This is a genomic window from Stenotrophomonas sp. pho (genome assembly GCF_006228405.1).
Taxonomy (GTDB): domain Bacteria; phylum Pseudomonadota; class Gammaproteobacteria; order Xanthomonadales; family Xanthomonadaceae; genus Stenotrophomonas; species Stenotrophomonas sepilia.
Genome location: NZ_CP029759.1, coordinates 1,452,120 through 1,479,017, shown reverse-complemented (window position 1 = coordinate 1,479,017; position 26,898 = coordinate 1,452,120). Strand labels below are relative to the sequence as shown.

The 26,898-nt window shown below is 67.6% G+C and carries 17 protein-coding genes and 4 pseudogenes; 12 read left to right on the top strand and 9 right to left on the bottom strand.

Going from position 1 to position 26,898, the window contains the following annotated elements:
* Positions 1 to 33 precede the first annotated feature (33 nt).
* Positions 34 to 2,277, top strand: a complete 2,244-nt coding sequence (parC, locus tag DL544_RS06920; protein ID WP_005415873.1) for a DNA topoisomerase IV subunit A — start codon at positions 34 to 36, stop codon at positions 2,275 to 2,277.
* Between the two features lie 378 nt (positions 2,278 to 2,655).
* Here the strand turns inward: parC and bfr are convergent, their stop codons facing one another.
* Positions 2,656 to 3,144 (bottom strand): bacterioferritin, encoded by a 489-nt coding sequence (gene bfr, locus DL544_RS06915; protein WP_005415872.1) that lies wholly within the window; start codon positions 3,142 to 3,144, stop codon positions 2,656 to 2,658.
* Between the two features lie 124 nt (positions 3,145 to 3,268).
* On the opposite strand from bfr, the gene DL544_RS06910 reads away from it, so the two are divergent.
* Positions 3,269 to 5,596 (top strand): penicillin acylase family protein, encoded by a 2,328-nt coding sequence (locus tag DL544_RS06910; protein WP_139726934.1) that lies wholly within the window; start codon positions 3,269 to 3,271, stop codon positions 5,594 to 5,596.
* A gap of 82 nt (positions 5,597 to 5,678) precedes the next feature.
* Here the strand turns inward: DL544_RS06910 and DL544_RS06905 are convergent, their stop codons facing one another.
* Both DL544_RS06905 and asnB read right to left on the bottom strand, forming a co-directional pair.
* On the bottom strand, positions 5,679 to 7,067 hold the full coding sequence (locus DL544_RS06905; RefSeq protein ID WP_065177427.1) for a cation:proton antiporter domain-containing protein: 1,389 nt from the start codon (positions 7,065 to 7,067) through the stop codon (positions 5,679 to 5,681).
* Positions 7,068 to 7,167: 100 nt separating this feature from the next.
* Positions 7,168 to 8,858, bottom strand: a pseudogene (asnB, locus tag DL544_RS06900) (asparagine synthase B).
* Positions 8,859 to 9,198: 340 nt separating this feature from the next.
* On the opposite strand from asnB, the gene DL544_RS06895 reads away from it, so the two are divergent.
* Positions 9,199 to 10,077: a tetratricopeptide repeat protein gene (locus DL544_RS06895; protein WP_065186365.1), complete on the top strand. Its 879-nt coding sequence runs from the start codon at positions 9,199 to 9,201 to the stop codon at positions 10,075 to 10,077.
* A 52-nt stretch (positions 10,078 to 10,129) separates the two neighbouring features.
* Here DL544_RS06895 and dapE read toward each other — a convergent pair whose 3' ends face one another.
* From dapE to map, 6 genes and pseudogenes are all read right to left on the bottom strand, one after another.
* A complete protein-coding gene (dapE, locus tag DL544_RS06890) occupies positions 10,130 to 11,257 on the bottom strand; it encodes a succinyl-diaminopimelate desuccinylase (RefSeq protein WP_134956019.1) in 1,128 nt (375 codons plus the stop codon).
* Positions 11,254 to 11,625 carry an arsenate reductase gene (locus tag DL544_RS06885; protein WP_170944942.1) on the bottom strand — a complete coding sequence of 124 codons (372 nt, stop codon included), beginning with the start codon at positions 11,623 to 11,625 and terminating at the stop codon, positions 11,254 to 11,256. The genes dapE and DL544_RS06885 overlap by 4 nt, the downstream gene beginning before the upstream one ends.
* Before the next feature lie 31 nt (positions 11,626 to 11,656).
* A pseudogene (locus DL544_RS06880) lies at positions 11,657 to 12,521 on the bottom strand (hypothetical protein).
* A 2-nt stretch (positions 12,522 to 12,523) separates the two neighbouring features.
* A complete protein-coding gene (dapD, locus tag DL544_RS06875) occupies positions 12,524 to 13,465 on the bottom strand; it encodes a 2,3,4,5-tetrahydropyridine-2,6-dicarboxylate N-succinyltransferase (RefSeq protein WP_375366190.1) in 942 nt (313 codons plus the stop codon).
* Positions 13,466 to 13,602: 137 nt separating this feature from the next.
* Positions 13,603 to 16,229, bottom strand: a pseudogene (locus tag DL544_RS06870) ([protein-PII] uridylyltransferase).
* A gap of 2 nt (positions 16,230 to 16,231) precedes the next feature.
* Positions 16,232 to 17,074, bottom strand: coding sequence for a type I methionyl aminopeptidase (gene map, locus DL544_RS06865; RefSeq protein WP_032954052.1), 843 nt, complete (start codon positions 17,072 to 17,074; stop codon positions 16,232 to 16,234).
* Positions 17,075 to 17,247: 173 nt separating this feature from the next.
* Here map and DL544_RS06860 point away from each other — a divergent pair, with 173 nt between their 5' ends.
* From DL544_RS06860 to DL544_RS06820, 9 genes and pseudogenes are all read left to right on the top strand, one after another.
* Complete coding sequence (locus DL544_RS06860; RefSeq protein ID WP_032954051.1) at positions 17,248 to 17,778, top strand: Csu type fimbrial protein; 531 nt, start codon at positions 17,248 to 17,250, stop codon at positions 17,776 to 17,778.
* Entirely contained in the window at positions 17,778 to 18,527 is a 750-nt protein-coding gene (locus tag DL544_RS06855) for a fimbrial biogenesis chaperone (RefSeq protein WP_053497108.1), read from the top strand. The genes DL544_RS06860 and DL544_RS06855 overlap by 1 nt, the downstream gene beginning before the upstream one ends.
* A 7-nt stretch (positions 18,528 to 18,534) precedes the next feature.
* Positions 18,535 to 20,907 (top strand): fimbria/pilus outer membrane usher protein, encoded by a 2,373-nt coding sequence (locus tag DL544_RS06850; RefSeq protein ID WP_139726933.1) that lies wholly within the window; start codon positions 18,535 to 18,537, stop codon positions 20,905 to 20,907.
* On the top strand, positions 20,904 to 21,941 hold the full coding sequence (locus DL544_RS06845; protein WP_005415859.1) for a Csu type fimbrial protein: 1,038 nt from the start codon (positions 20,904 to 20,906) through the stop codon (positions 21,939 to 21,941). Before DL544_RS06850 ends, DL544_RS06845 begins: the two co-directional genes overlap by 4 nt.
* Before the next feature lie 153 nt (positions 21,942 to 22,094).
* Entirely contained in the window at positions 22,095 to 22,313 is a 219-nt protein-coding gene (locus DL544_RS06840) for a hypothetical protein (protein WP_061480195.1), read from the top strand.
* Positions 22,313 to 23,004, top strand: a pseudogene (locus tag DL544_RS21690) (fimbrial biogenesis chaperone); the annotation flags it as partial. The gene DL544_RS06840 and the pseudogene DL544_RS21690, both read left to right, overlap by 1 nt.
* Before the next feature lie 224 nt (positions 23,005 to 23,228).
* Positions 23,229 to 24,035 carry a 30S ribosomal protein S2 gene (gene rpsB / locus DL544_RS06830; protein ID WP_005408748.1) on the top strand — a complete coding sequence of 269 codons (807 nt, stop codon included), beginning with the start codon at positions 23,229 to 23,231 and terminating at the stop codon, positions 24,033 to 24,035.
* Between the two features lie 125 nt (positions 24,036 to 24,160).
* Positions 24,161 to 25,036: a translation elongation factor Ts gene (gene tsf, locus DL544_RS06825; RefSeq protein ID WP_005415856.1), complete on the top strand. Its 876-nt coding sequence runs from the start codon at positions 24,161 to 24,163 to the stop codon at positions 25,034 to 25,036.
* Positions 25,037 to 25,295: 259 nt separating this feature from the next.
* Entirely contained in the window at positions 25,296 to 26,831 is a 1,536-nt protein-coding gene (locus DL544_RS06820; protein ID WP_065186369.1) for a sensor domain-containing diguanylate cyclase, read from the top strand.
* Positions 26,832 to 26,898: the final 67 nt, after the last annotated feature.

Here is a 26,898-nt window from a genome sequence, read left to right as displayed (position 1 = left end):
GTCGCCGCCTCCCGACATAGGTAACAACGCCGCATGACCGAACTTGCCCGCCCCGTGTTCCACGGATTCGAACAACTGCCGCTGCGCGAGTACGCCGAACGCGCCTACCTCGACTACTCGATGTACGTGGTCCTGGACCGTGCCCTGCCGTTCATCGGCGACGGCCTGAAGCCGGTGCAGCGCCGCATCATCTATTCGATGAGCGAGCTGGGCCTGAATGCCGCGTCCAAGCCGAAGAAGTCCGCGCGCACCGTCGGCGACGTCATCGGTAAATACCACCCGCACGGCGACAGCGCGTGCTACGAGGCGCTGGTGCTGATGGCGCAGCCGTTCTCGTACCGCTACCCGCTGATCGAGGGCCAGGGCAACTTCGGCTCCAGCGACGACCCGAAGTCGTTCGCGGCGATGCGATACACCGAATCCAAGCTGACCCCGATCGCCGAAGTGCTGCTGGGCGAACTGGGCCAGGGCACCACCGACTGGGCACCGAACTTCGACGGCACCCTGCAGGAGCCGACCTGGATGCCGGCGCGGCTGCCGCACCTGCTGCTCAACGGCACCACCGGCATCGCCGTGGGCATGGCCACCGACGTGCCGCCGCACAATCTCAACGAGATCGTCAGCGCGCTGCTGCACCTGCTGGACAACCCCGACGCCACCGTGCGCGACCTGTGCGAACACGTGCAGGGCCCGGACTACCCGTCCAGCGCCGAGATCATCACTGCGGCCAATGACCTGCGCAACATCTACGAGACTGGCAACGGCAGCGTGCGTGCACGCGCGACCTTCACCAAGGAAGCCAGCAACATCGTGATCACGGCGCTGCCGTTCCAGGTGTCGCCGTCGAAGGTGATCGAGCAGATCGCCGCACAGATGCGCGCCAAGAAGCTGCCGTGGCTGGAAGACATCCGCGATGAATCCGACCACGCCAACCCGGTGCGCGTGGTGCTGGTGCCGCGTTCGAACAGGGTCGACGCCGACCAGCTGATGGGCCACCTGTTCGCCACTACGGACCTGGAGCGCAGCTACCGCGTCAACCTCAACGTGATCGGGCTGGACGGCCGTCCGCAGGTGAAGAACCTGAAGACGCTGCTCAGCGAATGGCTGACCTTCCGCAGCAACACCGTCACCCGCCGCCTGCAGCACCGCCTGCAGAAGGTCGAGCGCCGCCTGCACCTGCTGGAAGGCCTGCTGGTCGCCTTCCTCAACCTGGACGAGGTGATCCACATCATCCGTACCGAGGACGAACCGAAGGCGGCGCTGATCGCGCGCTTCGGACTGTCCGAGGAACAGGCCGAGTACATCCTGGAAACCAAGCTGAAGCAGCTGGCCCGCCTGGAAGAGATGAAGATCCGCGGCGAGCAGGAAGAGCTGGCCAAGGAGCGCGAGAAGATCCTCGGCATCCTCGACAGCAAAGCCAAGCTGAAGAAGCTGATCCGCGATGAACTGACCGCCGACGCCAGGAAGTTCGGCGACGCACGCCGTTCGCCGCTGGTGCAGCGCCAGGCGGCGCAGGCCATCGACGAGACCGAGCTGGTGCCGAGCGAACCGATGACCGTGGTGCTGTCGGAGAAGGGCTGGATCCGTGCCGCCAAGGGCCACGACGTCGATGCATCTGCCCTGTCCTACCGTGAAGGCGACGGACTGCAGGGCGCGGTGCGCGCACGCAGCACCCAGCAGGTCGCGTTCCTCGACAGCGAGGGCCGCGCCTACTCGACGCCGGTGCACACCCTGCCCTCCGCGCGTGGCAATGGTGAACCGCTGACCGGCCGCTTCTCGCCGGCACCGGGCACCAGCTTCGTGACCCTGGCCAGCGCCGAGCCGGACACCCGCTTCGTGCTGGCCTCCAGCCACGGTTATGGCTTCGTCACCCGCTTCGAGAACCTGATCGGCCGCAACAAGGCCGGCAAGGCGATGCTGAACCTGTCTGCAGGTTCGTCGGTGCTGACCCCGTCGGCAGTGGCCAACGTCGCCACCGACCGCATCGTTGCAGTGACCAGCTCCGGCAACCTGCTGGCGATCGCCGCCAACGACCTGCCGGAACTGGACAAGGGCAAGGGCAACAAGATCATCGAGATCCCGAAGGCCAAGCTCGCCACCGAACGCGTGGTCGCCATCGTGGCGATCAGCCCGGGGCAGACCCTGCAGGTCCGCGCCGGCCAGCGCACGATGGGGCTGAAGTTCAACGAGCTCGACGCCTACCTCGGCGCCCGCGCCACCCGCGGCCACCTGCTGCCGCGCGGCTGGCAGAAGGTGGAAGGGTTGTCGGTGGAGTGAGGAGCACCGGGGTCGGATCCCTTTCCACCGGAAAGGGCTCTGACCCCGGACACCGCCCCTGGCAGGTGTCAACATTGGTTGACACGCATTACCCCGGTCCACGCCAACCTCGGTTGGCGATTTCCATCCCAATGGGGTCAGAGCCGTTTTCGTCGAAAACGGATCTGACCCCAGACACGAAAAAGCCGGGGATTCCCCGGCTTTTTCGTTGTCGGCTGGCGGGCGGTGGAGCAGCTGGCGGGCGAAGGCTGGCTGGCGGTGCTCCGGTGCTGGCGGGCGACAGAACGCTGTGCTTCGTCTGGTAGAGCTGACTGTTAGTCGGCTGCCCTTTGGAGAGCGGCCGACTAACAGTCGGCCCTACCGGATCGGGGTGCCGGCTCAGTGCGCCGGGGCGCCGCTGCCGTCGATCTTGCTCAGCTGGTACAGCTCCAGGCCGATGCGCTTGATCAGGCCCAGCTGCTGTTCCAGCCACCAGGCGTGGTCTTCTTCGGTGTCCTTCAACTGCGCCAGCAGGATGTCGCGGCTCACGTAGTCGCCCTTCTCCTCGCACAGCTTCATGCCGGCGGCGAGATTGTTCCGAACGGCGTATTCAGTGTCGAGATCCTTCTGCAGCATCTCTTCGACGGTTTTGCCCGGCTCGGTGGCATGCGGGCGCATGTCCGGGTCGCCGCCCAGGAACAGGATCCGGCGCAGCAGCGCATCGGCGTGCTGGGTTTCCTCTTCCATCTCGTGGTTCAGGCGTTCGTAAAGTGCGAACAGGCCCTGATCCTCGTAGCGGCGGGAATGGATGAAGTACTGGTCGCGGGCAGCGAGCTCGCCACGCAGCAGTTCCTTCAGGCAGGCGATGACGTCCGGGTTGCCTTTCATGGGGGGGCTCCTGTGAATCGATGTGGCATAGGGTGCCGCATTTCAGAATACGGTGATCTAATCGGAATCAGTCGCAGTTGCGCCTGCGGCTACAATCGGCCCACGAGTTCGGAAAGGACGTGCGATGCGACGTACATGGCGTTGGGTGCTGGGCGTATTGATCGCCATCGTCCTGGTCACCTCCCTGGTGCTGTGGCTGCTGCTGCGCGGCAGCCTGGCCGATCTGGACGGCGAGCATGCGTTGCCGGGACTGGCGAAGCCGGTCACCCTCGAACGCGATGCGCTGGGCGTGGTCACCATCACGGCCGGCAGCCAGGCCGACGCGATGCGCGCACTCGGCCGCATACACGCGCAGGAACGCTACTTCGAGATGGACCTGATGCGCCGCAGCGCCGCCGGCGAACTGTCCGCACTGTTCGGACCGAAGGCCATCGACGCCGACAAGCGCATGCGCGTGCACCGTTTGCGCGCACGCACCGAGGCACACATGGACGCTGCATTGGGCGACAACGGCGACGCCGTGCGCGCCTACGTGGACGGCGTCAACGAAGGCCTTGCCGACCTCTCCGTGCGGCCGTGGGCGTACCTGCTGCTGCGGCAGTCACCGCAGCCTTGGCAGGCCAGCGACAGCGTGCTGACCGGGCTGGCCATGTACGCCGACCTGCAGGATCCCGGCAACCAGACCGAGCTTGCGCTCAGCCGCATCCGCGCGGTGGTGCCGTCGGCGCTGTACGCACTGATCGCCCACGACGGCACTGAATGGGATGCACCGCTGTTCGGCGAACCGACCGGCAACGCCACGCTGCCCGATGCCAGCCAGCTGGACCTGCGCACGCTGAAGGGAAAACCGGGCACCGGGCAGGAAGAAGCCGACGCCGTCGGCAGCAACAACTTCGCGGTGGCCGGTGCGCTCACCGCCGACGGCCGCGCCATTGTTGCCGACGACATGCACCTGGGCCTGCGCGCACCCAGCCTGTGGTTCCGCGTGCGCCTGCGCTACCCCGACCCGCAGGCCGCTGGCGGCCAGGTCGACGTCACCGGCTTCTCGCTGCCGGGCCTTCCGGCCGTGATCGTCGGCAGCAACGGGCACGTCGCCTGGGGTTTCACCAACAGCTACATTGACACGGCGGACTACCGCACCGAACCGGCCAATGCCGCAGTGACGGTGCATGAAGAACGGATTGCGGTGGCCGGCCAGGCCGATGTGCGGTTCCCGGTACGCGAAACCGCCTGGGGACCGATCCTGCACACGCATGCCGATGGCAGCGGCGACGCGCTGCGCTGGGTCGCCCAGCTGCCCGGTGCGGTGCGCCTGGACTTCGGTGACCTGGCCCGCGCCGGTGATCTGGACGCAGCCCTGCAGTTCGCCGACCACGCCGGCATTCCCGCACAGAACCTGGTGATCGGCGACCGCAGCGGACGCATCGCCTGGCGCCTGATCGGCGCCCGCCCGGATCGCGGTCCGGGCTGCGCGCCGGCCGGCTTCAACGCCGCCCACAACCAGGACTGCGCCCCCTGGCCGATCCGCAGCGATGCCTCGCCGGCATTGATCGATCCCCCCAACCATCGCCTGTGGACCGCCAACGGCCGCGTCCTCGACGGCGAGGCGCTGGCTACCGTCGGCAATGGCGGTTATGACCTGGGTGCCCGTGCGCGGCAGATCCGCGACCTGCTGGCGATCCAGGAGCGCTTCGATGAACACGACCTGCTGGCGATCCAGCTCGACGATCGCGCGGTGTTCCTGCAGCGCTGGTGGGCGCTGCTGCACGACGTCATCGAACGCAGTGACGACCCTGCACTGAAGCGCTTGAAGGAGGCCAGCCATCAATGGGGCGGCCGTGCCTCGGCCAGCTCGGTCAGCTACCGGGTGGTGCGTGAGTTCCGTACGCAGGTGATGAACACACTGTCCGATGCACTGCTGGCACCGGCCAATGCGCAGCTGGGCGATGACTATCTGGAGCCGCGCCTGGCGCAGCTGGAAGGCGTGGCCTGGCCGATGCTGCAGCAGCGGCCGGCCAATCTGCTGCCACCGGCCTTCGACAGCTGGGATGCACTACTGATCGACGCCGCACGCCGTACCGAAAGTGAGCTGACCAAGCAGGGACCGCTGGCCATACGCAGCTGGGGCGAACGCAACACCGCGGCGATCTGCCATCCCATCGCACGGGCGCTGCCGGACATCGCCAAACGCTGGCTGTGCATGCCGGCCGACCGCCTGCCCGGCGACCGCGACATGCCGCGCGTGCAGACGCCGAACTTCGGCGCTTCCGAGCGCATGGTGGTTTCACCGGGCCACGAGGCAGACGGCATCGTGCACATGCCCGGCGGCCAGAGTGGGCATCCACTGTCGCCCTACTGGGGTGCCGGCCACGAAGACTGGGTGCATGGCCGGCCGACGCCGTTCCTGCCCGGCAAGGCGCAGCACACCATGACGCTGGTGCCGGCGCGGTAGTGCCGGCCGCTGGCCGGCATCCATGCAGGTGCATCCAGCATCATGAGGTTGCCGGCCAGCGGCCGGCACTACCGTTCAACGCTCAGCCCCTACGCCGCTCGATCAGGTTCAACAGTGGCCCGGTCATCGCCGTTGTCACCAGCGCCATGATCACCAGCACCGCGAACAGCCGGTCACCGAGCAGGCCAAGTTCGTAACCCAGGTTGAGCACGATCAGCTCCATCAGGCCACGGGTGTTCATCAGTGCACCCAGCCGCCACGCCTCACGGGCGGGCATGCCGGCACTGCGTGCGGCACTGAAGGTGCCCAGCAGCTTGCCCGTCGTGGCTACCGCGATCACCACCACGCACAACAGGCCATCGCTGGCCTGCAGTGTATCGGCGCGCATGCGCAGGCCGGTCATGGCGAAGAACAGCGGCAGCAGCAGCGTCACCGCGAACGGTTCGACGCGCGCCATCAGCAGCTCGCGCAACTGCACATTGGACGACACCGCCACGCCCGCTGCGAACGCACCGAACAGCGCATGGATGCCGAGCATCTCGGTGACCAGGGCACTGGCCAGCGACAGCAGCAGGGTGCCCAACAGCCACCGCCCCTCACGGCCCGGCGCGATCTGCTGGCGGGCGAACCACGGCCTCACCAGCCCCAGCATCAGCGCCACGAACGCGACCACGCACAGCAGGTTGAGGCTGGCCGGCAGCCATCCGCTGGCCTGGGCGGCGGCCACGATCAGCGCCAGCAGGCACCACGCGGTGGCATCACCCAATGCAGCGCAGGCGATGGCGGTCTGACCCAGCGGGGTCTGCGTGATGCCGCGATCGGCAAGGATGCGCAGCAACACGGGGAAGGCGGTGATGCTCATCGAAATGCCGACGAACAGTGCGAATGCCGTGAAGCCCACCCCCTGTGGGCCGTGCTGCGGGTACAGCCAGATCGCCAGGGCGACGCCAAGCACGAACGGCACCGCGATGCCGGCATGGCTGACCGTAAAGGCGAAACGCCGGCGTCCACGCAGCGCCGCCAGGTCCAGCTCGGCACCGGCCACCAGCAGGAACATCAGCACACCCAACTGGCTGAGCATGCCCAGCGGGCCCAGCGAGCTGGGCGGGAACAAGGCTCCATGCAGCGGCGGCAACAGGCTGCCGAGCATCAATGGGCCCATCATCAGGCCGGCGGCCATCTCGCCGATCACCGCCGGTTGTCCAAAGTGCTTGAGCAGCGCGCCTGCGCCCTTGGCCACCAGCAGCAGCACCAGCAGCTGCAGCAGGAACAGGCCCAGCGGCGACGCCAGATGCTGCACCCAGGTGGCTTCAGCCGTGGCCGTGGCACGGGCAACAGCTTCGGGCGCCGCCGGCCCGGCATAACGGGCCAGCAGCACGCCGACCAGCAGCGGGACCCCGGCCCAGGCCAGGTAGCGCCATCCCCACTTCGTCGGTGGCACCTGGCCCCCGCTGTGTACGTCCATGAACATTCCCCAATGTGCAGGGGGGCGATCATACAAAAAGGGGACGGAGGGGATTAAGTCGTTGGTGGCACAAGCGCCCCGCCCCCCTCCGGCCCCTTTTCGGGGCTTACGCCAGTGCCTGCTCGTGCACGCCAGCGATCGCACGCCCCGACGGATCTGCAGCAGCGGCGAAGCTGGCATCCCACGCGATCGCCGCTGGCGACGAGCAGGCGATGGACTTGCCACCCGGCACGGTCTCGGCGGCCGCCCGGCTCGGGAAGAACTGCTCGAACAGATGGCGGTAGTAGTAGGCCTCCTTGGTCTGCGGCGGGTTGTGCGGGAAGCGCTTGTCGGCCGCTGCCAGCACACGGTCGCTCACCTGAGCTTCGGCATGCGCCTTCAGCCCATCGATCCAGCCATAGCCAACGCCATCGCTGAACTGCTCCTTCTGCCGCCACAGGATGCTGTCCGGCAGGTAGCCTTCGAACGCCTCGCGCAGCACCGCCTTCTCGATGCGGCGGCTACCAAAGCCTGCACCGACCATCTTGTGCGCGGCGTCGAAGCGCATCGCCACATCGAGGAATTCGCGATCCAGGAACGGCACCCGCGGCTCCACACCCCAGGCCATCATCGACTTGTTGGCGCGCAGGCAGTCGTAGTTGTGCAGCGCGTCGAGCTTGCGCACCAGCTCGTCGTGGAACTCACGCGCATCCGGCGCCTTGTGGAAGTACAGGTAACCACCGAAGATCTCGTCGCTGCCCTCGCCGGAAAGCACCATCTTCACCCCCATGGCCTTGATCCGCCGTGCCAGCAGGAACATCGGCGTCGATGCGCGGATGGTGGTGACGTCGTAGGTCTCGATATGGCGGATCACTTCCGGCAGTGCATCAAGGCCCTCCTCGAAGGTGTACTCGAAGCCGTGATGCACGGTGCCCAGCGCCTCGGCGGCGATGGCGGCAGCGGCCAGATCGGGAGAGCCCTTCAAGCCGATCGCGAATGAGTGCAGGCGCGGCCACCAGGCTTCGGTCTGCCCCCATCCTCGATGCGACGACGTGCATAGCGCGCGGCCACCGCCGCCACCAGCGACGAGTCCAGGCCACCAGACAGCAGCACGCCGTACGGCACATCGCTCATCAGCTGGCGTTCCACCGCATGCTCGAAGGCCTGGCGCAGCTCGGCCAGATCGGCCTGGCGACCCTGCACGTCAGCGTAGTCGCGCCACGGCTGCTGGTAGTAGCGCACCAGCTCACCACTGGCACTGTCGAAATAGTGGCCCGGCGGGAACTGGGCGACGTCGGCACAGGTATCGACCAGTGCCTTCATTTCCGAGGCGACGCGCAGGCGTCCCTGGGCATCGTGGCCCCAGTACAGCGGCACCACGCCGACCGGGTCGCGCGCCACCAGCACACGACCGGCACCACGGTCCCACAGCGCGAATGCGAAGATGCCATTGAGCTGCTCCAGCCACTGCGCCGGCGAAGCGCCCTGGCGGTACAGCGCATTGATCACTTCACAGTCCGAACCGGTCTGGAAGTCATAGGCGGTGGTCAGTGCGGCCTTCAGTTGCTGGTGGTTGTAGATCTCGCCGTTGACCGCCAGCGCCAGCTGGCCGTCGGCCGACAGCAGTGGTTGCGAGCCGCCGGCCGGGTCGACGATGGCCAACCGCTCGTGGACCAGCAGCGCGCCTTCGTCAAGATACACGCCGCTCCAGTCCGGGCCGCGGTGGCGCTGGCGCTGCGACAGTTCCAGCGCATGGCGGCGCAGGGCCGGAAGATCGTCACCGGCCTGCAGGCCGAAGATTCCGAAGATCGAACACATGGGGGAGCTCCTGTTGGGGGAATTTCACGGGTGGGAGGGTGTTCGACCGGCCATCCAGGCCCGGGTGGGGCTGCGCCCGGGCACAAAAAAACCCGCATCGACCGATGCGGGTTTTCTGGTGTCCGGGCGTGTGTTGCTGTCTATCTACCCAGGGCGCAGTCCCGCATCGGCCGCGCACGATTATTCGCGCGCAGATTATTGCGGTTGTTGTTATTGACGGCGGTGGCCAGGCGGATCGACATGGCATCGACCCTACTCCGGTTTCCGGCACGGCGCAACCGTTGCGTTGGCAACCACTCCCCGGCGCGCATAATGGCCCGCCGCGAAACGTGTAATGGAAATGCAACACCGCACTGGACGCAGAGCCGCGCTGGCCACCCTGCTCTGCCTGGGCCTGGCCGCCTGCCAGACCCCGCCCCGTCCGTCGCCCCTGCCGCCGGCTCAGCTGCAGGGTCTGGAACAACGCGGCGCCGATGGCAGCTTCGAGGGTGCCTTTGATACCGCGCAGACCTTCGAGCGCTTCAACGATCCGCGCGCCATCGCCTACTACGAGCGCGCCGCAGCGGTCACGCCGTGGACCTTCCACAACACCAGGGCGGAAGAAGCACTGGGCAGGATCTGGATCTCCGGCACGCTGCGCCATGCCGACAGCCCCCACATCAACCCGGCACCGGTGCTGCGCGCGTCCTGGCGACGCGGTGAACGTGCCTATCTGGCGGCCGCCTACCACGGCAATCCCTATGCGTTCCACGAACTCGCCAAGGCCTATCGCCAGCAAGGCGACGCGCAGCAGGCACTGCGCTGGGACCTGCGCGGAATGATCTACGAGCGCTATCCGAGTTCATCGTCACGACTGCCGGATGCGGTCGCCGCACAGGGTGACACCGTGCATCCGCGGGTTGCGCAGATCCAGCGTCGCGCCGAGCGTGGCGATGCCGACGCACAGGTCGATCTGGGCGCGCTGCTGGAAAAGGGCGTAGGCCTGCCACGCGATCCTGCGCGTGCGCTGCAGCTGTACCAGCGCGCTGGCGAGAAAGGCAGTGTGTTCGGCAAGTACTTCGCCGGACTGCTGCTGGGCCGCGGCGCGCCCGGCGTGGAGAAGGACACCGACGCAGCCGCGCGCTGGTTCGCCAGGGCCGAAGCACAGCACTTCTACATGGCCGCGCCGAGTTACTGGAAGAAGGCGGTCGAGCCGCCGTTCTTCCTTTTTTCAGAATAGTAGAGATGTAGCTCCGGCGGGGGCGTGCCGACCAACGATCGCCCCCCCCTCCTCACACCAGCAGCCGCTCCACCAGCCGCTGGTACAGCCCGGGCAGTGCTTCCAGTTCGTCCACGCGCACGTTCTCGTCAACCTGGTGGATGCTGGCGTTGACCGGCCCCACTTCGATGCACTGCGCGCCCAATGGCGCGATGAAGCGGGCATCGGAGGTGCCGCCGCCAGTGCTTTCCTCCGGTGCACGGCCGATGTGCTCGGCCAGCACCGCACGCGCAGTGGCGCGCAGCGTGCCTTCCGGGGTGTAGAACGGTTCGCCGCTGCGATGCCACTTCAGCGTGTACTGCAGGGCATGCCGATCCAGCAGCGCGGTGATCTCCGCTTCCAGTTTCGGCGCATCCCAGTGCGGGTTGTAGCGGATGTTGAAATCCACCTCGAGCTCGCCGGGAATCACATTGTTGGCGCCCGTACCGGCATGGATGTTGGAGACCTGCAGGCTGGTCGGCGGGAAACTCTCGTAGCCGTCATCCCAGCGCCGTGCGCTCAGCTCGGCCAGGGCGGGCGCCGCCTGGTGGATCGGGTTGCGTGCCTTCTCCGGGTACGCCACATGGCCCTGTACGCCCTGCACCCGCAGCCTGGCCGACAGGCTGCCACGACGGCCCACGCGCAGCAGATCACCGAGCGTCGCGGTCGACGACGGCTCGCCGGTGATGCACCAGTCGATGCGTTGGCCGCGCTCGGCGAACAGCCGTGCGACGTGGCGCACGCCATCGATGGCATCGCCCTCCTCGTCGCTGGTCAGCAGCACCGCCAGCGTGCCGGGATGATCGGGATGCGCGGCCACGAACTGCTCGGCCGCCACCACGAACGCCGCCACGCTGCCCTTCATGTCGGCGGTGCCACGGCCGTACAGCACGCCATCGCGGATCTGCGGCGTGAACGGGTCGCTGGCCCAGGCCTCGCGCGGGCCCGCCGGCACCACGTCGGTGTGGCCCAGCAGCACCAGCACCGGCGCGCCCTGGCCATGGGTCGCCCACAGGTTGTCGACCTCGCCCAGCCGCAGGTGATCGCACTGGAACCCGGCCTGCTTCAGGCGTGCCGCCAGCAGTGCCTGGCAGCCGGCATCGTCCGGCGTCACCGAGGGCCGTGCGATCAGTTCGCAGGTCAGGTCGAGGACCGCGCTCATGCGTCACCCACGCCGAAGCGGGCCTTGAAGCCATTGTCACTGAAACCCTGGCTGACCGTGCCGTCGGCGGTGACCACCAGCGGGCGCTTGATCAGCTGCGGGTACTCGCGCAGCAGCAGCTTCCATTCCGCCTCGGAATCTGCGGCCTTGCGGTTGTCCGGCAGCTGCCGCCAGGTGGTTGAGGACCTGTTGACCATCGCGGCCAGGCCACCCAGCTGCTCAGCCCACGCCAGCAGTGTTTCCGGGCTCGGCTTGTTGTCGCGGTAGTCGACGAAGGTGTACGGCACGCCGAAGCGGTCCAGCCACTTGCTCGCCTTCTTGCAGGTATCGCAGTTCTTCAAACCGTAGACAGTGGTACTCATGGCCATCTGTGATGCTGGAAAACAGAGGCCCAGAATCTCACAACAGGCGCTCGGACACGACCCGGAACGGTACCCTTGGCAGCCGGAAGGCCAGCCCCTCGTGCAGCGCCACGTCCATCGCCTGCAGGCGCGGGCACTGCATTTTGCCTTCCAGCTGCAGCGGCTGCAGGCTGTCGACATCCACCTGCAGTGCGATGCGGGTGCTGGCCCAGCGCCGGTCACAGGTGCGCGCAATGGCCTCATCCTGGCAGGTCAGGAAGCGCAGCAGGGCCTGATGGCCCCGAAGGCCCCCGCCACGCGCCGTCCTCCCAGCCCGCAGCGGCCCGCCACTGCAGGTGCAGCGCAGGCGCACTCCCCTGCCCGCCTTCGATCAGGGTGTGCCCATCGCCATCGACGCGCACCACATGCTCGAAGCGCGTGGACAGGTGGGGCTGCATGGCATCGCTGAAAGCGCGCGCGCCGGCGACGAAGGCCAGCTGGTCCATCACGTTGCGATCGAACAGCACGACCGGGGTCCCGCCCGGATCATCGTCACGGCGCAGGTACCAGCGCCAGTTGCTCTGCCCTGGCGACGGCATCAGGCAGCGCAGCGGTCCCGCCAGCGCCGGCCCGAAGTGGCCATGGCGATAGCTGAGAACGGTGTAAGGCGTGCGTCCTGCATGGACCACGTAGTGATGGCCAGGTGGCGCTGGCGGGGCATGGCGCACATCGACCCACCAGCTCGCGTAGACCACGTCGCGCACGTCGCTGACCAGCACCGGCATCGGCCAGCGCCTCGACAGTGCCCGGCGCAACCGGGTCCAGCGCGGAGCGTGCAGCAGGCGCGGCAGCATCCGTCCGAACGCGTTGTCGGACGGATGCCGGTAGATCGCGGACTGCGCCAGGTCCTCCGGCGCACTCACCTTCAGTCGGCCAGGCCGCGCAGCAGGTCGTTGACGCTGGTCTTGCTGCGGGTCTTGGCATCAACCTGCTTGACGATCACCGCGCAGTACAGCGAGTGGGTGCCGTCCTTGCTCGGCAGCGAGCCGGACACCACCACGCTGTACGGCGGGATGTAGCCGTAGCTGATCTCGCCGGTGGCGCGGTTGTAGATGCGGGTGCTCTGGCTGAGGAACACGCCCATGCCGATCACACTGTGGTGGCCCACCACCACGCCCTCCACCACTTCCGAACGCGCACCGATGAAGCAGTGGTCCTCGATGATGGTCGGGCTGGCCTGCAGCGGCTCCAGCACGCCGCCGATGCCGGCGCCGCCGGACAGGTGGCAGTGCTGGCCGATCTGCGCGCAGGAACCGACGGTGGCCCAGGTATCGACCATGGTGCCTTCGCCGACGTAGGCGCCGATGTTGGTGAAGCTCGGCATCAGCACTACGTCCTTGCCGAAGTACGTGCCGCGGCGGGCGATCGCACCGGGCACAACGCGCACGCCGCCACGGCGGAACTTCGCTTCGTCATAGCCGGCGAAGCGCGACTCGACCTTGTCCCAGAACGGTGCCGGTCGTGCATCGACCACCGCCATGTCGTTGACGCGGAAATACAGCAGCACGGCCTTCTTCAGCCACTCGTTGACCTTCCAGCCGCCCTGGCCGTCCGGCTCGGCGACGCGGAATTCACCGCTCTCGAGACCGTCGATCACGCGGTTGACCAGCGGCCTGGTCGAGCCTTCCAGCTCATGCAGGGTCAACGTGGCGCGGCGCTCGAAGGCGCTTTCGATGCCGAACTTGAGTTCTTCCACGCCGGGTGCCGACGGCTTGCGCAGCGACTTGCGGGCGATGGTTTCGGCGCGGACGGCTTCCGCGCTCTTGGCCGGGGCCGGCTTCTTCACAGCACGCTTGACCGCAGCCATTTTCTTCACCGGGGCCTTCACCGCAGCGGCCTTCTTCGGCGCAGTGGCCTTCTTTGCGGCCGGTGCGGCTGCAGCAGGTTTCCGGGCCGCTGCGCTCTTGGGGGTCGCGGCGGTCTTCTTGGCGGGCTTGGTGGCCATCAGGCGGGGTCTCCGGCGTTTCGATCAGGGTCCAGGCAGGCCAGCATTGCGTCATGCAGCTGCTGCCGGGCAGGTTCAGTCAGGGGGAGGTCGTGTTCGTCACTGATCACGAAGGTGTCTTCGGCGCGCTCGCCGAACGTGGCAATGCGCGCATCATGCACGCGCAGGCCCTGGTTGCGCAGCACGAACGCCACATCGGCCAGCAGGCCGGGACGGTCGGGAGCGACCAGGGCAAAACGGGTTGCGCCCGGTTCATCGCGGAACTCGATGCGCGGAGCGAAGCGGAAGTGCCGCAGTTGCCGCGGTACCACACGGCGCGACGGCCGCAGGCGCGCCAGGTCACCACTGAGTGCCTCGCGCAGCGCCGCCTCCAGGTTGGCACTGCTGCCATCGGCAAACGTGTCGGCCGGGTTCACTTCGAAGGTATCGAAGATGGTATCGGCCGGACCGTCCAGCACGCGTGCGCGGTGAATGCCATAGCCCTTACGGTCCAGGGTCATCACGATCGCGGCGAACAGGCCGTCGCGGTCGGGCGAGTGCACGAATACTTCCAGCGCCGGGTCATCCACACTGATCCGGCGCACCTTCACCAGCGCCTGGCCCTGCTTCACCGGTACCAGCGCAGCTGCTTGCCAGGCCAGCTGCTCGGGGCGCAGACGAATGAAGCCCTCATCCGGCATCACCGCGAACTGGCGATCGATGGTGGCATCGTCGTAACCCTGCTCGCGCACCAGTGCGCGCACGCTGTCACGTGCCTCGGCCACGCGTTCGGCGGCCGGTACCGGATGCTCCAGCCCCTCGCGCAGCGCGCGCCGGGTGGCGAAGTACAGGTCGGCCAGCAGGCGGTCCTTCCAGGCATTCCACAGCTTCGGGCTGGTGCCGGCGATGTCGGCACAGGTCAGCAGGTACAGGTAGTCCAGGCGGTCGCGGCTGCCGACCAGGGTGGCGAAGCGATGGATCACCACCGGATCGGCGATGTCCTGCTTCTGCGCGGTCACCGACATGCGCAGATGCTGTTCGACCAGCCATGCCACCAGCTCGGTATCGGTGCCACTGAGCGCGTGCGCCTGGCAGAACGCACGCGCGTCCACCGCACCCAGTTCCGAGTGGTCGCCGCCGCGGCCCTTGGCGATGTCATGGAACAGGCCAGCCAGCAGCAGCAGTTCCGGCTTGCGCAGGCGTGGCCACACTTCGTGCGCGATCGAGAAGCGCTCGTCGGCACGGCTGCTGGCGAACTGGCCGATGTTGCGCAGGACCATCAGCGTGTGCTGGTCGACCGTATAGACATGGAACAGGTCGAACTGCATGCGCCCGCTGACCTGGGCAAACGCGGGGATCCACTGGCCAAGCACGCCCAGCCGCGCCATGCGCGAAAGCGTGTCGACCGGGCGCTGGCCGCGCAGCAGGGACAGGAACTGCTCGCGTGCATCGGCATCGGCCTGGTCGTAGGCCGGCAACAACGGCAGCGCTTCGGCCAGCGCGCGCGCGGTCAGCGAATGCAGGCCTCGCACCTGTGGATTGTTGGCCCAGCTGGAAAACAGGGCGAACACCTGGCCGATGTCGCCGCGCGCCAGTCGGCCTCGTTGGCGGCCAGGTAGCCGCGGCGCAGGGAGAAGCCCACGGTCAGCGGTTCCGGCTGGGCCTCGCCATCGAACTGTTCCTCGAAGCGCTGCAGCAGGCGGTCGCTGATCCGGCGCACCACCAGCGCGGCGCGGTAGAAGCCCTGCATCATTTTCTCGACACCGAGATTCTCGGCATCGTCTTCGAAGCCCAGGCGCGCGGCCAGGGTCTTCTGGTAATCGAAACGCAGGCGCTCTTCCGGGCGGCGCGCGACCAGGTGCAGGCCGAAGCGCAGCCGCGCCAGCACCGCACGCTCGCGCTTCAGCGCAGCCGCTTCGTCGGCACCCAGGTGGCCCAGGCCGACCAGCGCTTCCAGGTCGCGTACACCGAAGGCGCGCAGCGCCATCCAGCCCAGCGTGTTGAGATCGCGCAGGCCGCCGGGACCATCCTTGAGATCCGGCTCCAGGTTGTCGGCAGTGTCGCCGAAGCGCTGGTGGCGGTTGCGCAGCTCTTCCAGCTTGGCCAGGAAGAAGGCACGCGCCGGCCACAGCTCGCGGTCGTCGATGGCCTCGCGCAGCGCACGGCGCGCTGCATCATCAGCCAGGATCGGACGCGCCTCGATCAGCGCGGTCAGCACGGTCTGGTCAGCCGCCGCCTCGCGGCACTGCAATGCAGAACGCACCGCATGGCTGACCGCCAATCCGCAGTCCCACAGCAGCGCGAACAGGCGTGCCAATGCCGCTTCATGCGCCAGTTGTGCGGGCGGGTCGCCGAACACCAGCAGGTCGATGTCCGAACGCGGAAACAGTTCCCCCCGGCCATAGCCACCGACCGCGAACAGCGACAGGCCGCTGTCGGCCGGCAGGCAACGCTGCCAGGCCAGGCGGATCAGATGGTCGGCCGCGCGCGCCCGCAGCGCCAGCAGGCGCTCGATGTTGTCGCCCTGGTCGAAGCGGCGATACAGGCGCGCGTCGGCCTGCTGCAGCGCCTGGCGCGCGGCAGCAGCCCAGTCCGGGTCGTTGAGCGACGCGGCCGGCGTGTCCAGCAGCGAACTCGCCGGCAGCATCGTCAGGAGACCTGCGACTCGCCCGGCGACAGCGTCAGCACGTCGACGCCGGTCTCAGTGACCGCGACCATGTGCTCCCACTGCGCCGACAGCTTGCGGTCCTTGGTCACCACGGTCCAGCCATCCGGCAGCACCTTGTTGTAGCGGGTGCCCTCGTTGATCATCGGTTCGATGGTGAAGGTCATGCCGGGCTGCAGCACCAGGCCCTGGCCCGGGCGGCCGTAATGCACCACCTGCGGCTCGTCGTGGTAGACCTTGCCGATGCCGTGGCCGCAGTACTCGCGCACCACGCTGAAACGCTCGCCTTCGGCATAGCTCTGGATGGCATGGCCGATGTCGCCCAGGGTGGCCCCCGGGCGCACCGCGCGGATGCCGCGCCACATGGCTTCGTACGTGGTTTCCACCAGGCGGCGGGCCATCACCGACGGGGTGCCGACGAAGTACATGCGGCTGGTGTCGCCGTGCCAGCCGTCCTTGATGACGGTGACGTCGATATTGATGATGTCGCCATCCTTGAGCACCTTCCCTTCGCTGGGGATGCCGTGGCAGATGACATTGTTGACCGAGGTGCACACGGTCTTCGGGAAGCCGCGGTAGCCGACGTTGGCCGGAATCGCGCCCTGCACGTTCACGATGTGGTCGTGGCAGATGCGGTCCAGTTCCTCGGTGGTGACACCGGGCTTGACGTGGGGGGTGACGATGTCGAGCACTTCGCTGGCCAGGCGGCCGGCGATGCGCATCATCTCGATTTCCTGCGGGGTTTTCAGATTCACGCTCATGGCACCCATTATCGCCGATCCGGCCGCAATCTGAACGAACGCCACCCAACTGCCGATCCGGGTCATGCACGGTTCCGGCAATGAAAGTGAAAGCGTGATGGCCTCCGCTCTTTCGTCTGCCTAATTATCACGGATTACAGACACTTACGCCTCCTAAGCTGGACCCACCGTCGTCCAAGCGGCACCGAACGTGCCGTCTTCGCCTTGTTCAACGGACCTTCGGGTCAGGGAGGTTGTTCATGCGATCCCCAGTTCGATCCCCGCTGGCATGGGCCGTGGCCGGGTTCCTGCTGTCCAGCCCGGCAATGGCCGCCGACACCACCACCTTCAATGTCACCCTGGTGGTCACCAAGGCCTGCACCATCACGGCGGCGGCCGCGACCAACGTGGACTTCGGCACCGCGGCATCAACCACCACCACGCCCACCCTGGGCCAGGGCACGGTAACCGCCCAGTGCTCGGCACTGACCCCGTACACGATCTCGCTGAATGCGGGCGCCAATGCCAGCACCGCCAATGACGTCACCACTCGGCGGATGAAGAACACCAATGCGGCGGTGACCGCCAACAACTACGTCGGCTACCAGCTCTACCAGGATGCCGCACATACCCTGGTCTGGGGCGCCACAACCGGCACCAACACCCAGGCCGGCATCGGCACCGGCCTGGCCGTGCCTTACATCGTCTACGGCCAGATCCTGAACCTGAGCACCAACAACCCGGCCGCCGGTAGCTACCTGGATACGGTTACCGCCACGATCACCTATTGATGGAGCACGCCCGCATGGCCGGATCCCGCCCGTGGCGCGCCACCGGCGTGGCGCTGCTCGCCCTGTACCTGCTCGCCATCGCGGCCGCCGGCGCTACCAGCCTGCAGGTGGCCCCGACCAGCCTGCAGCTGGAAGCCCGCCAGCGTGCCGGCGAATTGTGGCTGACCAACAGCGGCACCTCACCGGTGAAGCTGCAGGTACGCGTGTTCCGCTGGGTGCAGCAGGACGGCCAGGAACAGCTGCTGCCCACCGATGCGTTGATGGCCACTCCGCCGATGCAGGAACTGGCCGCCGGACAGCAGCAGCTGGTGCGGGTCATGCGTGCGGACAAGGAACCGCCAGCGGCACAGCAACATTACCGCCTGATCGTTGACGAGGTGCCCGACCTGGCCACCCGCGCGGGTGGCATGCAGTTCGTCCTGCGCTATTCGATCCCGGTGTTCGTGCAGCCCTCGGCCGGCACGCTGGCGCCGCAGCTGCAGGCCCGGCTGGTAAAGCTGGCGGACGGCCGCAACGGCGTCGAAGTAGCCAATTCGGGCAACAGTTACGCTCAGATCGCCGATCTCGCGCTGGGCAGCGCCACGCGCCCGCGCATCGTCCATCCCGGGCTGCTGGGCTACGTACTGCCCGGCCAGGTGATGCGCTGGCCGATCGAACGCACGGCGATCGACCGCGACAACGACCAGATCACGGCCAAGCTCAATGGCGAGTCGGAACAGACGCCACTGTCGCCCCCACCGGCTCGCTGAGGCGTTGATGGGCGCGCTGTTGGCTGCCCTGGCTCCCGCGGCGACCGAGGCCGCCGATGTGTCCGGCGTGGCCACGACTGCTGATGTTTCCGGCGTGTCGGCCGATGCGATCCTGCCCGCCCCCACCCCACTGACCGCCAGCCAGACGCTGTACCTGGATGTGTCGCTCAACAGCACGCCGCGCGGCCTGCTGCCGTTCACCGAGAACCGTGGCCGGCTGCAGGCCAGCCCCGAAGTGCTGCGCCAGCTCGGCTTCAACGCCAGCGGCGATGCACCGGTCTACCTGGACCAGATCAGCGGTGCGGTGGTGCGCTACGACGCCCACATGCAGACCTTGGCGCTGGACGTGCCGCTGGACCAGCTGACACTGCCCACCACCGTGCTCAGCCGCCCGCAGACGCGCGCCCCCACCGGCAGCGCCTCGCCCGGCGTGCTGCTCAACTACGACGTCTACGGCAGCCGGGTGGACACGCTCGGCACCCTCAGCCTGAGCTCGGAGCTGCGCGTGTTCGGTATCGGCAATGGCACTTTCGAGAACACCGCCATCAGCCGCCGCTACCAGCAACCCGGCGATCGCCATTGGCGCGGCTCCAGCGTGCGCCTGGACACACGCTGGAGCCTGGATTTCCCCGATAGCGCAACGACCCTGGAGGTCGGCGATTTCTACAGTGGGTTCGTCGACTGGACCCGCCCCGTGCGCCTGGGTGGCCTGCAGATCGGCCGCAACTATGGCCTGCAGCCCTACCGCGTGCTGACGCCCACGCCGAGCTTCCTCGGCCAGGCCGTGGTGCCCTCCACGGTCGAGCTGTATGTCGATGGCCTGCGCCAGTACAGCGGGCAGGTGCCGGTCGGTCCCTTCCAGCTCGCAGCACAGCCCGGCATCAGCGGCACCGGCAACGCGCAGGTGGTGGTGACCGACGCATTCGGACGCATGCAGACGCTGGACTTCAGCTTCTACGGCACCCAGCAGCTGCTGGCCAAGGGCCTGTCGGACTGGTCGGTCGGCGTCGGCCACTTGCGCCGGGATTTCGGCGAGCGCTCCTTCGCCTATGACGATCGCACGGTGGCCAGCGCCAGCTGGCGCGGCGGTGTCACCGACGCGTTCACCGGCGAGGCGCATGCCGAAGGCGGCGGCGGCCTGGCCCAGGGCGGCATTGGCGGCTGGTGGCTGCTCGGCGCCGCCGGCGTGTTCAATGCCGCCTATGCGCACAGTAACTACCACGGCCTGCAGGGTGGGCAATGGGCGCTGGGCTACAGCTGGAACAACCGTCGCTTCAACGTCAATCTGCGCAGCGTGCGCAGCCACGGCGACTACCGCGACCTGGGCGCGCTGCAGGGCAACCTGCCACCAAGCATCAGCGAGCAGGCCACGGTCGGCCTGGACCTGCTGCGGCTGGGCACGCTCAGCGCCAGCTATCTGCGCCTGCGCTACCCCGACGGCGACGACAACCGCTATGCCAGCCTGTTCTGGTCGCGCACCTGGAGCCAACGCTGGTCGGCCTACCTGTCGGTGAACCAGAACCTGGACCGCAGCGATGACCGCAGCATCTACCTGTCGATGACTGCCAGCCTGGGCAACAATCGCCAGGCCAGCCTCTCCAGCCAGCGCAACGGCGACCGCCAGAGCTGGGTGGCGGACGTGACCCAGCCGGTGCCCGGCGATGGCAGTGCCGGCGGCGTCGGCTGGCGCGCACAGCTGCGCCACGGCGAGGACGGCAACGGCGGCCTGGCCGAAGTTGGCATCCTCAACGATGTCGGCCGCTATTCATTCGGCGCCTCGCGCCAGGGCGGGCTCAACTATGCCTACGCCAGTGCCAGCGGCAGCCTGGTATGGATGGGCGGGCACGCCTTCGCCACGCGCGAGGTATCCGATGCGTTCGCGGTGATCAGCACCAATGGCGTCGGCGGCGTCCCGGTGCGGCTTGAGAACCGCCTGATCGGTGTCACCGATGATCGCGGCCTGCTGCTGGTCAGTCCGTTGCTGTCCTGGCAGCGCAACCGGGTCTCGATCGACACCCTGGACCTGCCCGAAGACATGCGTGCCGACCGCATCGAGGACTGGGTCACGCCGCGCCAGCGCGCCGGCACCCGCGTGACCTTCCAGCTGCGTTCGCGGTCGTCACTGAGCCTGACCCTGCTGGCGATGGACGGCCAGCCTCTGGAGGTGGGCAGCGAGGTGCAGCTGCCTGACGGTCGCCAGGCCACGGTCGGCTACGACGGCCTGCTCTACCTGGAAGATGTCGCCGCCGGAAGCGTGCTGTACGTCACCACCAGCCATGGCCCGTGCCGGGTGAAGGTACCGGACCTGCCCAAGGTGGTGGCGTCCGGTGCCCGCCCGGAGCCGGCACCGCAGCAGTGCATTCCGGAGGTGGCGCCATGAGGGTGCTGCTGCTCTTCCTGCTGCTGTGGGCCGGCCTGCTGGCAGCGGCGCCGGCCGGCGCCACCGCGGTCTGCACGGCGGTCGCCGATCCGACCCTGCCCTTCGGCAACATCAACAGCAATGCACCCGGCCCGAGCACGGCCAACCTCAACATCACGGTGACCTGCACCACTGCCGCGCTGAGCCTGCTGGCCACCACCGGCGTGCGCGTCTGCGTGGGCATCGGCGCAGGCAGTGGCGGCGGCAGCAGTTCCACGTTCCGCACGATGGCCACCTCTACCAGCGACACGATGAATTTCCAGCTGTACAACAACGCCAGCTTCGGCCAGGTCACTGGCCTGGTCCCGCGCGGCACGCCGCCAGCGCAGGAGCTGACCATGAGCTACAACGTACCGCTGCTGACCGGCGGTAGTGGTGCGCAGACTGTGCAGCTGTTCGGTCAGATTCCGGCCAACCAGGTCCTGGCCTCCGGCGCGTACAGCAGCACTTTCAGCGGTGCCAGCGTGGTGCTGACCTGGGCCTGGAACGAGGTGCTGGCCGGTAGCGCCACCGTCCCCGCCACATGCAACGGCGGCGCCACCGGTACCAACAGCGCGAGCGCGGCCTTCAGTTTCACCGCTACCGCCAACGTGCTGCCGCAATGCGGCAGCTACGTCACCACCAACATGAATTTCGGCAACGTCACCGGCGGCATCCCGGCCAACATCGACCAGACCGCCACCCTCACCCTGACCTGCCTGAAGAACACCGCCTTCCAGGTCGGCCTGAACAACGGCCGGAACAATCCCGCCGCCACCACCACCCGGCGCATGGCCACCACCATCGGCAACAGCACCTACTACCTGCCCTACGAGCTGTACCGGGATCCGGCACGAAGCCAGCGTTGGGGCAACACCCTGACGGTCGACACGGCCAGCAGCACCGGCACCGGAAGCGCACAGCAGCTGACCATCTACGGCCGGGTACCGCCGGTCACCGGCCAGCCCCCGGCCGGCACCTACAACGACCTGGTGACGGTGACGATCACCTACTGACCTGCGTGCCGACCAACGGTCGGCCCCCACCGGAGCGAAGCCCGTGCCAAGCGCGGGCTCGGCGCTACAGTTGCGGGGCGTCCGGCCGATACCGCGCAGCGAGTCTTTAAGCACGGTGGGTGGCAGGTGGTTCGCGCATTTCTGATCGGGGCGATGCTGGTCGCCAGCACGCCGGCCCGCGCCGAACCGCGCAGCAGCACGCTGCAGATCCGGCTGACCGTGGTCGAATCCTGCAGCGACGATGCCGGCGCTCCCCGTTGCGCGGCGCCACACCAGCGCAGTGACGCCCCCAAGGTGCCGCCCCAGGTCCGCGACCTCGCACCACCGGCGACAGACGACAGCGCAATGCCTTCCGTGACCCTCATCTACTGATGCGCGCGCTGCTGATCCTGCTTGGACTGCTGCTGGCGCAGCCCTCGGCGGCGCTGGAGCTGTTGCCGACCACCCTGCAGCTACCCGCCGAAGGCGGCCGCGCGGAACTGTGGCTGCGCAATCCGGGGCCCGGCCGCTGGCAGGGGCAGGTGCAGGTGCTGGCCTGGGAGCAGCAACTGGACGCCGAACGACTGCAGCCCAGCGACCGGATCCGGGTCAGCCCTGCGCGGCTGGACCTGGCCCCTGGCAGCACCCAGCGCGTCTGGCTGCTGCCAGGCGGTCCGCCAGCATCGGTGGGTGAACAGGCCTATCGGATCGTGCTGGCGCCGGCCTTGCCGGGATTGCCCCGCTACTCGCTGCCGTTGTTCCGCAGCCCAGCGGCGCCAGCGCTGCATGCCCGGCTGCAGGCCCGCGTCGAGGCACTTGGGCCTCAGCCCATGCTGCGACTCAGCAATTCCAGTACGCTGCATGGCCGCCTGCACGATCTGCGATTCATAGCGGCCGACGGCCAATCGTCGCTGCTGGTGGCCGGGCTGGCCGGCTATATCCTCGCAGGCCATGAACGCCGCTGGCCCCTGCCTGCCCGCCCGATGGCTATGTGGGCGGCCACTTCCGGGCCCGTCTGCAGGACGGCCGCGAGGTCGATCTGGCCGCATCTGACCCTGCAATTGCAGCGGACGCCCCAGCGGGCTATAATCGACCGGATTCCTGCCGCCTGCGTGCGCGGGAGCCCGTCCACACCGGACGTCACCGGTGAATCCACACCTGCTGCCCCCATCCGTGCCGGGGTGCTCCGCGAGGAGTTCGGCCACGGAGGCAACAGGGAAGCCCAACCCCGGAACCGATCGCGCTTCCACGCGTCCCGCATACCTATCCCGCGGGCGGAATCGCTGGTTCCATATCAGGAGTATTGCAATGCCCCAGGTCACCATGCGTCAGATGCTGGAAGCCGGCGTCCACTTCGGCCACCAGACCCGCTACTGGAACCCGAAGATGGCTCCGTACATCTTCGGCGCCCGCGGCAAGATCCACATCATCAACCTGGAAAAGACCGTCCCGCTGTTCAACGATGCGATGAACTTCATCTCGTCGGTTGCCCAGAAGCGCGGCACCGTCCTGTTCCTGGGCACCAAGCGCAGCGCCCGCGAAACCATCAAGGAAGAAGCCGAGCGTTGCGGCATGCCGTTCATGAACCAGCGTTGGCTGGGCGGCACCCTGACCAACTTCCGTACCGTCAAGCAGTCGGTTGCCCGCCTGAAGGAACTGGAAGCCGGTGAAACCGACGGCACCTTCGAGAAGCTGGTCAAGCACGAAGTGCTGGGCCTGCGTCGCGAGCGCGACAAGCTGGAAGCCTCGCTGGGCGGCATCAAGGACATGAACCGTCTGCCGGACGCCATCTTCGTGATCGACATCGGCCACGAAGACATCGCGATCAAGGAAGCCAAGAAGCTGGGCATTCCGGTCATCGCCGTGGTCGACACCAACTACAACCCGGAACTGGTGGACTACGCCATCCCGGGCAACGACGACGCCATCCGCGCTGTGCAGCTGTACGCCCGCGCCGCTGCCGACGCCGTGCTGGAAGGCAAGGCCGCTGCCCCGCACGCCGCTTCGGTGCGCGAGGAAGAGTTCGCTGAAGCCGCTGCTGAAGGCGAAGAGAAGCCGGCCCGCCGCGCTCCGGCCAAGAAGGCTGCCAAGAAGGGCGACGACGCCCAGGCCTGATCCAGGCCCCGGGTGGACGCCCGGCGTCCACCCTCCCTGCACGCAGCCCCTGGCGCGTGACAGGACCGTGTCACACGGGCCGGCCACCATGCCGGCCCAACCCCTTTCTTTCGTGAGGTAATCCCGTGGAAATCACTGCTTCCCTGGTCAAGGAACTGCGCGAGCGCACCGGCGCCGGCATGATGGAATGCAAGAAGGCGCTTACCGAAGCCAACGGCGACATCAACGCCGCTGCTGAAGCCATGCGCAAGTCCGGCGCTGCCAAGGCCGACAAGAAGGCTGACCGCGTGGCCGCCGAAGGCCGTCTGGGCCTGGCCCAGGACGGCGGCAAGGCCGTGCTGGTCGAAGTCAACTCGGAAACCGACTTCGTCGCCAACGATGACAACTTCAAGTCCTTCGTCAACGCCGTCGCTGCCGCTGCCCTGGCATCGGGCGCCACCGACGTCGAAGCCGTGAAGGCCGCCACGCTGGCCGACGGCCGCACCGTTGAAGAAGCCCGCGCCACCGCCGTGCAGACCCTGGGTGAGAACATCCAGATCCGCCGCATGGTCAAGGTCGACACCACCGGCAACATCGGTGCCTACGTCCACACCAACGGCAAGGTTGGCGTGCTGGTCGACCTGATCGGCGGCGACGTCGAGCTGGCCCGTGGCCTGGCGATGCACGTGGCCGCGCTGAAGCCGCCGCACAACAAGGCTGCGGACGTTCCGGCCGAGTTCGTCGAAAAGGAAAAGGAAATCGAGCTGGCCAAGATGACCGAGAAGGACAAGGCCAAGCCGGCCGACATCCTGGAAAAGATCATCAGCGGCAAGATCAACAAGATCGTCAGCGACGTGACCCTGTACGGCCAGACCTACGTGCTGGGCGACACCACCGTCGAGCAGGTGGTCAAGGCCGCTGGCGCGGACGTGGCAGGCTTCAAGCTGCTGATCGTCGGCGAAGGCATCGAAAAGGTGGTGGAAGACTACGCCGCCGAAGTTGCCAAGGCGATGCAGGTCTGATTCCAGCCCTTCGGCTGTGAAACGACCAGAAGGAGCCGCGGGAAACCGCGGCTCTTTTTTTATGCATGGGCCTAGGGATTAACCCATGGCCCATCGGTGGGTGCGCACCGTTGGTGCGCACAACCGGCACCTTTGCGTTGCGCTCGAATCAAGCCGATACTCAGTCGCAGGGAATCCTCAGTCACTTAGCAGGAACGAAAATCGCGGACTGTGATGCGTTCCTAGGTATTCTTGCCCCAATGGAATTGAACGACCCGACATGCCTCCCGAGCTGACAGCTGCCCTGGCGCTCTGCCGCAACCTGCCTTCGCCACCCGGTATTGCCCTGCGCATCATCGAACTGGCTCAGGACCCGGAAGCGGACATCGCCACCGCCGCCGACATCATCGCCATCGACATGGCGCTGAGCGCTCGCATGCTGCGCATCGCCAATTCGCCGCTGTATGCCAGCCGCCGCCGCATCGAGAACCTCGGCCAGGCGCTGACCATGCTGGGCCTGAACGCCACGATCAGCCTCGCCCTCGGCTTCACCGTCACCCAGGGCCTGACCGGCGGTGGCGCCGATCATGACCTGCGCCAGCGCGCGTGGAAGCGCAGCATCCTCAGTGCCCTGGCGGCCAGCCAGCTGGGCCAGGCGCGCGGCCTGCGCCGGCTGGAGGAGCTGATGCTGGCCGGACTGCTGCAGGACCTGGGCGTGCTGTGCCTGACCCAGGCCGAGTCGGAGCGCTACCTGCCGCTGCTGCGCGAAGCACGCGACAACATCGACCTGGTTTCCCTCGAGCGCGAGGCGCTGGGCTGCAGCCACGCCGACGTCGGCGCCTGGGTGGCCGAGCAATGGGGCCTGCCCCGCTACCTGGTGGAGAGCATCAGCCACAGCGAGGACGAGGACGCCGCCGAATCGCCATTCCAGGCCTGCGTGCAACTGTCCGGCGCAGTGGCCGACATCTGGCTGGATAGCGACGCCGATGCCGCGCGCGAGCGCGCCCTGCAGCAGGTGCACGACCGCCTGGAGCTGGACAGCGCGCGCTTCGACCAGGTGCTGGCCCGCATCAGCGAGGCCCTGCCCGACATCGCCAGCCTGTTCGATGCCGGCCTCAATTCTCCGGCGCGGGTGCGCGAGCTGATCGATCATGCGCAGGAACTGGCCACGCTGCGCAACCTGCGCGAACTGCAGGATGCCGACCAGGCACGCCGCCGTGCCGACGAATTCGAGGCGCGCGCCAAGCGCCTGGCCGACCAGGCCCATCGTGATGCATTGACAGGCGTGCTCAACCGCCGCCAGCTGGAAGCGGTGCTGGAGCAGGAATTCCTGCGTGCCGGCCGCCAGGGCTGGCCACTGTCGGTGGCCTTCATCGACCTGGACGACTTCAAGAAGATCAACGACGCCCACGGCCACCTGACCGGCGACGAGGTGCTGCGCGCCTTCGCCGGCAAGCTGCAGGGCCAGTTGCGCAACAGCGACACCGTGGCCCGCTTCGGCGGCGAGGAGTTCGTCGCGCTGCTGCCCAACACCAGCGAAAGCGTGGCCCTGGACGTGATCCGCCGGGTGCTGGCCAACATCGTCGCCACGCCGATGGCCGAGCTGGAGGGTGGTCCGCTGTTCGTCACCTTCTCCGCCGGCGTGGCCACCCAGGGCGGCTACGAGCGCTTCGCCGACGTCCAGGACCTGCTGCGCGCCGCCGACGATGTGCTGTACCGCTCCAAGAACCTGGGCCGCAACCGGGTGATCGCCCGCTCGCCGGGGGCGCTGGGCCATGACGAGCTGTCGGCCACGGCCAGCGCCGAACTGGGCTGAACGGGGCGCCCCGGCAGACCGGGCGAACCACCAGATTCTGCGCCGCAGTGCACAAAACACTTTGGCA